Source organism: Phormidesmis sp. 146-33 (genome assembly GCF_052939515.1).
Genome location: NZ_JBJPHU010000092.1, coordinates 22,170 through 28,280, shown reverse-complemented (window position 1 = coordinate 28,280; position 6,111 = coordinate 22,170). Strand labels below are relative to the sequence as shown.

Here is a 6,111-nt window from a genome sequence, read left to right as displayed (position 1 = left end):
CTTCGATCGCGGAAACTCCAGAAATTGAGGAACCGAGCCTTCCTGCCGCAATCGAGTCACAAACACATTTTCCAACGTTGGCTCTGCGGGATTGATTGCGCCCACTTTCAAGTCATGCCGATCGAGGATCTCCCGTACCTGCGCCTCTCCCTCTCGCAAATCCGTCACCAATACATCCAAGCGATCGCCAAAGGTCTGCACATCCGCGATCGCCGTTTCACCTAATTCCCCGCTGGTGGCTAACGCCCGCTCTGCTGCACTCAAATTGGAAGGAAAAACCTCTAAACGCTCTAACCCCAGACTATTTCGCAACTCAGCCGGAGTGCCAATCTGCTGGATCTGACCGTCATACATCAAAGCGACTCGGTTACAGCGTTCGGCTTCGTCAAGATAGGGAGTCGCTACGACGATCGTCACCCCTTCCGCAGACAAGGCCGCCAACACATCCCAAAATTCTCGCCGCGAAACCGGATCAACGCCTGTCGTCGGTTCATCTAACAACAAAACTTGAGGCTCAGACACCAGCGCACAACAGAGAGCCAGCTTTTGTTTCATGCCGCCCGACAGTTGACCCGCTAAACGATCGCCAAACTGAGCCAGACTCATCAGCCGCAGATATTTGTCTCGACGTTCTTGGAAGAGGCGATCGGGGACTTGCCGCAAGCCCGCCACATAGCGCAAGTTTTCATTCAAGCTCAAATCGAGATAAAGCGAAAACTGCTGCGTCAAATAGCCAATCCCTAATCTCGCCTCTCGTGCAGGCTGATTGAGAACGCGCACCTCTCCCGCTGTCGCCTCCATTACGCCGCCCAAAATGTGAAACGTCGTCGTCTTTCCTGCTCCATCTGGCCCAATTAGTCCAAACACTTCCCCTCGTCGCACTTCAAAATTGACTCCCCGCACCGCCGCCACTCGTCCATAATGCTTGTGCAAATTGGCGACTTGAATGATCGGGGAACTGGAAACTGAAGCGTCCAGCGTAGAAGTGGGATGGTCGATCGCATTCTGACTCATAGAAAACGTCCTGATTGCGATTATTCGCCGTTGAGTTTGACTTCGGCATCGGCCGGCATTCCGGGTTTGGCGAAACCGTTGGGATTGTCGATCGTCACCTTAATTCCAAAGACTTGCTTGACGCGATCGTTTCTAAAATAAATATTTTCTGGCGTAAAAGACGCTTTGGGGTCGATCGCCGCCACTTTTGCCGCCAAAGGCTGATCAGGATTGGAGTCGAGAAACACACTTGCAGATTGTCCCACCCGAATTTTGCCAATCTCGCCTTCTGGCACATAGCCGCGTAAATAAACCGAATTCAAATCAATCACGGTCAACAGCGTTTTTCCTGTTGCCACGACGGCCCCCGGTTCCACAGGCCGAGCCGTCACCACTCCAGCGATCGGACTCTTGATCGTGAAGGAATCCAACCGTTTTTGTAACTGCTGTTGAGCGGCGATCTTATTTCTCACTTTGGCTTGAGCGGCCGCCAGTTTTGCAGAAGCTTGATCGCGCTGTTGATAAAAGCCAGCCAACTGAGCGCTACGAATATCCGGATTCAATCCCGTCGTCTGCACTTGAGTTAGCCCACCCTGAGCCGCACTGAGCTGATCACGAGCCGCCGCAACAGCCGCCTGACGAGACAACAACGTTGCTTTAGCGGTTTCGATCTTTGCCTGAGTCGTTTCGACCGTCGTTTGGGCTTGATCAAACTGCTGCTGATTGATTGCGCCATCTGCCACGAGTTGAGCATAGCGATCGCGCGTCTTAATATCCAATCTCAGTTGCGCTTCGGCTTGCTTGAGGTCAGCTTCGGCTTGCTTCACCTGTGCCTGTGATTGTGCCAGTTGAGCATTGGCCGCAGAAACGGTAGACGAGGCTTGACTGATTCGCCCGGTTGCGTCGCCTTTGGACTGCTGCAAATTAAGCTGCGATTCTCGAATTCGACTGTCTGCCACAGCCACCTCTTGTCTCGCCTGCTGTTCTTCTTGCCGAGCCGCCTGAATGTCTGCCGTCGCTGCTCTCAACTGTTCGGGCACTTCTTCATCGGTGATCTCAGCAATCACCTGATCTTTTTGCACCTGATCCCCTTCTCGAACGGCGATCGTACTCACCCGTCCCCCTGTCTTTGCCCCAATATCCGTTTCGTCTGCCTCAATCCGTCCGCTCAGTCGCAGTGCTGTCGCTTCAGGTTTGGGCAAAAGTTGCCAGGTGGCGTAACTGATCCCGGCGATCGCCACTCCAATCGGAATCAGCAACATGGGCTTAAATTTACGCCGCGCTTGAGGTTTGAGCGAATCCTGAATATTGTCCGTCGATTTGGGAAGAGTCTGAGACATCGCAGTAAGGCTTTTAAAGCAGCGAGGATGCGGGTTAAAATCATACTAGACTGTCCAGTTTGATTAAACAATCCCTCTTTGAAAAAGTTAATAAGCCAATCTGAATTCAAAGGCAAGAATGGCTAGTAGCGGTCAATGATGGGTAGGCTGTGGCTAACGGACGATCGAGGGTTCTGTCTTCTCGTCTCCAGTCGCTCTACGGAGTCTTAATTGATCACTTAGGATCGTCGATGTCCCCTGACTCACCGCCGCCGATGTCTGAGTTAAAAGTGTCTGAGTTAAAAGTATCTGAGTTAGAAGTATTTGAGTTAAAAGTGTCTGAGTTAAAAATCTTGAGCGTGGCTGCCAGTCCAAAACAGGAACAGATCCTTCAGGGGGCGATGCGAGTTTTTTTGCGATCGGGATACCCAGGCACCAGCATGGATCGAGTGGCCACAGAAGCAGGCGTGTCAAAACAAACCATCTACAGCCACTTTCGCGACAAAGAAGGACTATTTATCGCCTTGATCGAGCGGGCCACGATTCGCCACTTTCAAGAAACCTTTTGCTCAGAATCGTTGCGCGGCGACCCGGCGATCATGCTGCGACAAATTGCAGAGACGTACTTTTTAAAGGTAGTCAACGAGGAATATTTATCTCTGTTTCGGATCATTATTGCCGAGTCCGCCCGATTTCCAGAATTAGCCAAGCTCTACACTCGCGCCGTTGTCGTCCAGGGTCGGCAGCTTCTCAGAGGTTATTTTGATCTGCACCCCGAAATCGGCATTGATGACCCAGACGCGATCGCCCAAATTTTCTTCGGGTCGCTCGTCTCATTCGTCGTTTTACAAGAAGTTCTCTACGGCAAAGACATCATTCCAATGGAGCGCGATCGCTTGATCAACAACCTAATTAATTTAGTCCTGGCGCAAAGAAGGGATGAGGGATGAGGGAGGAGGGATGAGGGAGGAGGGATGAGGGAGGAGGACAGAAATTGGGAGTTGTGGCGATTCGTCGAGGTTCTTGTTTGGTAAGAGCAAAATCCGAAATATTGACACCCCCAAACCGATAGAAACAATTTTTTCCTCCCTCCTCCCTCCTCCCTCCTCCTTTCCTCCTCCTTTCCTCCTCCCTCTTCCGACTCTCTCCCCAATTCCCCTTTTCCCTGATACTGGAAACATAAGAGCGATCACTTTTCGGAGGCAAGATGCTGCTATCTAAAGGGTTTGAAATTGAGGTTTACACAGGAACGCCCGAAGGTGAAGTCGTCGGCATGTCTGACAAAATTGTGGCTACACTTGACGGCTTTGTGAGAGAACCGGATAGCCGAAACGTTGAATACACCACCCCTCCTAGCTATCGATACGAACGATCGCTCTGTGATCTGGTACGCCCTCGCACTCAACTGCGCCAATATCTCAAACAACTTGGAGACTATACCCTGATTCCGGGAAGCACGTTGTCCTTGGGAGGAGCCGATCGCTTTCATCGCTCTGATCCTGGAAATCCTTATCACGATTACATCGAACAGACTTATGGCACCAAAGTTGTCACGGCCAGCGTCCATATTAATGTTGGCATTAGTGATCCGGAAGTTCTCATGCGGGCCTGTCGGCTGGTGAGGCTAGAAGCTCCGTTGTATTTGGCGCTGAGTGCCGCCTCTCCCTTTTTGAATGGGGACGTGACGGGTTACCATTCAACTCGCTGGGGACTTTTTCCCAAAACACCTGCTCACGTCCCCCTGTTTGCCAGCCACGCTCACTTTATCAACTGGACAGAAGAACAACTAGCAGCCGGAACGATGCAAAATGTGAGGCATCTCTGGTCATCGGTACGTCCGAATGGCGATCGCCGTCCCTACAATCTCAACCGTTTGGAACTGAGGATTTGTGATCTGGTGTCTGATCCGATCGCCCTCCTCTCGGTTACAGCCCTTCTAGAAGCTCGACTTATCCAACTTATCGAAAATCCTGATCTCGACCCGCTCCAACTCAGCGACCTCTCTGCCGAGGAATTGGTCACGCTGACCGACCAAAATGAAAGCCTCGCCGCCAAGGATAGTTTGCAGGCTGAATTGCGCCACTGGCAGGACGGTCGGCCTATTTTGGCTCAAGATTGGGTCGAAGAACTTTATGGTGAAGTCTGGTCGATCGCCAAAAAACACGGCTTTAGCTGCTTTTTACTTCCTGTTAAAAAAATTCTTCGAGAAGGCAATGAAGCGCAACGCTGGCTAAAACTCCGACAGCAGGGCTGGGGTAATCAGCAGATTCTGATGGACGCAATCCAATCAATGCAAATGCAAGAAGTGGCGCTTCAAGCAGAATTGTTGGTGGCGTAAAGACAAATCTGGTCGGTGACCTTTAGCGGTTGGAGTAAAATTGTCAGCAAAATTTTAGTCTGACCGCTAAATTTTGAAGGTAAATCAACTAAAGCTCCCCTAAAAATGCGATCGATCCCTAAGCCAACTGATTGATTCTTCTGCGCCAAATTAGAGATTGATAAAAGGAGAATTTAAGTTCTCGCCAAGAAAAATCACTACTTTATGACAAAATCAAATCTTTAATCTATCCAGAGGCTGATGATAATTTAAAATTAAAATATCTAATCAATCCATCAATGATTCTCTATTATTAAAAAAATATATCAATCGTTCAATTTAGCCGATCATCTGCATTCTTCTGGATACTGAGAACTCAAGTATTGATTCATTCATGCCTAGAATTGTCCTGATTCAGCCCCTGATCCCCCCTAACACGGGTAATATCGCTCGAACCTGTGCTGCTACAAATACCGAACTTCACCTAGTCGGGCCGCTAGGATTTGAAATTAGCGATCGCACCCTCAAGCGGGCTGGCCTCGACTACTGGCCCTATGTCAACCTGCACTGTCACGAGTCTTTACAAGCGTTTCAGACCTTTCACCAACAGCAGGGCGGCCGCTGGATCGGCTTTAGCACTTCAGGACGTTCTAGTTATCTTCAGGTCAACTATGCGATCGACGACTGGCTGCTATTTGGTAGCGAAACGACCGGACTCTCGACCGACGTGTTGTCTGCGTGTGCTCTGACGGTTCATATTCCTATGAGTCAGCCGCAGGTTAGAAGTCTCAACCTCTCTGTCAGCGCAACTGTTGGACTATTTGAGGCTCGTCGCCAACTCGGATTGATGCAGTAGTTGTCCACGATTGAGAGCAGGTTAGGGCGACCTTTGCGGACACCTCAAAGAGACCACCTCCAGATTATGAAAGCGGCCGGGTCTGAGTTAACGTGAATTCGATGGAGTTTTTCCGCTCCGTTATTCAGCACTTCAGCCCCCTAAATCCCCCAGAATTGGGGGATTTAGGGGGCTGAAGTGCTGAATAACGGAGTGAGTCACTCTCATCGAACTGACGTTGAGTTAACGTCTACCGCTCAAATCCTGAACCCTTTTGTAGCGCTTGTTTGTAGCGCTTGAACTCAGCCCTGTTATCCCAGAATTGTGCAGAAAGCTTTGTTTCTTAGCTCAAATACTTCTGTTAATCCAAAATCGCTTTAACTCCGGCAAGCCGTAGATCTAAGGATTAGAATCTATGATGGCTGACCAATGCCATATCTATATATGTGCATCTAAATATGTGCATCTAGGCATCAAGCTGATAATCATGCAGAAGTTGTGCAGAGAAAATACTGCCTCCTGATTCACAAAGTGAAATCATCCCCACAATTAGTGATTTACACTACTAAATTGCTTTAAACCAATAAGAAATTTATATCAGAGGTGCCGATCGTCGGAAGAACTTCAGATTTTTATCTTCGAAATTT

The 6,111-nt window shown here is 49.5% G+C and carries 5 protein-coding genes; 3 read left to right on the top strand and 2 right to left on the bottom strand.

Translation table 11 applies throughout. The features are described from left to right. Both ACJ2PR_RS26640 and ACJ2PR_RS26635 read right to left on the bottom strand, forming a co-directional pair. The coding region (locus tag ACJ2PR_RS26640; RefSeq protein ID WP_446879227.1) for an ATP-binding cassette domain-containing protein at nucleotides 1-1,014 on the bottom strand (1,014 nt) is incomplete at its 3' end. A 20-nt stretch (nucleotides 1,015-1,034) separates the two neighbouring features. Continuing rightward, nucleotides 1,035-2,333: an HlyD family secretion protein gene (locus ACJ2PR_RS26635; protein ID WP_446879226.1), complete on the bottom strand. Its 1,299-nt coding sequence runs from the start codon at nucleotides 2,331-2,333 to the stop codon at nucleotides 1,035-1,037. A gap of 230 nt (nucleotides 2,334-2,563) precedes the next feature. On the opposite strand from ACJ2PR_RS26635, the gene ACJ2PR_RS26630 reads away from it, so the two are divergent. From ACJ2PR_RS26630 to ACJ2PR_RS26620, 3 genes are all read left to right on the top strand, one after another. Next, nucleotides 2,564-3,262: a TetR/AcrR family transcriptional regulator gene (locus ACJ2PR_RS26630; RefSeq protein WP_446859847.1), complete on the top strand. Its 699-nt coding sequence runs from the start codon at nucleotides 2,564-2,566 to the stop codon at nucleotides 3,260-3,262. 257 nt (nucleotides 3,263-3,519) lie between these two features. Beyond that, nucleotides 3,520-4,650, top strand: coding sequence for a glutamate--cysteine ligase (gene gshA, locus ACJ2PR_RS26625; RefSeq protein WP_446879225.1), 1,131 nt, complete (start codon nucleotides 3,520-3,522; stop codon nucleotides 4,648-4,650). Nucleotides 4,651-5,023: 373 nt separating this feature from the next. Further along, the gene (locus ACJ2PR_RS26620) at nucleotides 5,024-5,485 is read left to right on the top strand and encodes a tRNA (cytidine(34)-2'-O)-methyltransferase (RefSeq protein ID WP_446868128.1); all 462 of its coding nucleotides are present in this window, start codon (nucleotides 5,024-5,026) and stop codon (nucleotides 5,483-5,485) included. The last annotated feature ends 626 nt before the right edge of the window (nucleotides 5,486-6,111 follow it).